1 protein-coding gene and 1 tRNA gene are annotated in these 1,273 nt (G+C 66.7%); one reads left to right on the top strand and one right to left on the bottom strand.

What is annotated here, in order from left to right:
* Positions 1–521 precede the first annotated feature (521 nt).
* A tRNA-Leu gene (locus D7X55_RS39480) sits at positions 522–607 on the bottom strand.
* Positions 608–724: 117 nt separating this feature from the next.
* Here D7X55_RS39480 and D7X55_RS39475 point away from each other — a divergent pair.
* Positions 725–1,273: aminodeoxychorismate/anthranilate synthase component II (locus D7X55_RS39475; protein WP_147470426.1), on the top strand; the 549-nt coding region annotated here is incomplete at its 3' end.

The following is a 1,273-nucleotide window of genomic DNA, read 5'->3' as shown; positions in this document are numbered from 1 at the left end:
CGCGGGCCGAAGCCAAGGAAGCAGAAGGGCTACGCGCCAGGAAGCGAGGTGCGCCGACAGGTCGCGACATCACGCGTCCTCGCTGCCGGCACCGTCGACTACGTCGAGCAAGATGTTTAAAGGGATGGGCCTAAGACGCCGACAATCTCGACGAGCGACTGTGGCACCAACAGGGAGTGACGCTGATTACCCCGCGTCGCCGAAGGCGTAAGCCAAAGACCCAAGATGGGCTTGAGCTGCGTCAATACCGTCGGCGCTAGAAGGTGGAGCGACTCTTTGCCTTGCTCCAGAACTTCCGGCGCCTCTTGACTCGCGACGAGGTGGAAGAGAAGGGTTTCCAGCGCCGATCGGCCATCTGCTCATGTACGGCCCTACTTCTTCTTGGGTCGTGACGCGAGCAGCGCCTATGCCACGCGGTTGCCCAAATGCATGGGGACCGAGGTCGCGGACCATGTACCTCAGCCGAGGACGGCCCCTTGCCAACGCCCTCTGCTCTGACTTCCGTGAGTCACTGTTAGAATTGCACGAGCCGGGGATCGAACCCGGACGACCCTTGCGAGTCAGCGGATTTTAAGTCCGCTGCGTCTGCCAGTTCCGCCACTCGTGCGATGGGAAGAAAGATAGCAGACCCCGCAGCCCAAGCGAGGCACCAGCGCGCGCCAGGTACGGCCACCGGGCGGCCGTGCTCGAAACGGCGCCTTCCCGGCGCCCGTCGAGGGGTAAGGTGCGCGCCGTGCGGCAGCGGACGCTCCTCATCGACAACCACGACTCGTTCACCTTCAACCTCTTCCAACTGTTGGCGGAGGTCGGAGGGACCGAGCCCCTCGTCGTGCGCAACGACGAGCGCCCATGGCGGGAGCTGCGCGAGCTCGCGTTCGACAACATCGTCATCTCTCCAGGCCCGGGGCGGCCCGACCACCCGGCGGACTTCGGCGTCTGCCGCGACGCACTCCTCGAAGCGGACGTCCCCATCCTGGGCGTCTGCCTGGGGCATCAGGGCCTGGGCCACGTCCACGGGGCACGCATCCAGCACGCCCCCGAGGTCATGCACGGACGGCTGAGCCCCGTGCGCCACACCGGGACGGACCTCTTCCAGGGCCTTCCGCAGGACTTCCAGGTGGTGCGCTACCACTCGCTCTGCCTCGCCCGCCCCCTGCCCGAAGACCTGGTGGAGACCGGCTGGACCCCCGACGGCGTCCTCATGGCCCTGCGCCACGCCACCCTCCCCCGCTGGGGCGTCCAGTTCCACCCGGAGTCCATCGCCACCACACAC

Origin of the sequence: Corallococcus sp. AB049A, assembly GCF_003668885.1 — a bacterium.
GTDB classification, from domain to species: Bacteria; Myxococcota; Myxococcia; order Myxococcales; family Myxococcaceae; genus Corallococcus; species Corallococcus interemptor.
The sequence above is the reverse complement of the archived record's forward strand: the minus strand, read 5'-3'. Positions and strand labels throughout refer to the sequence as shown.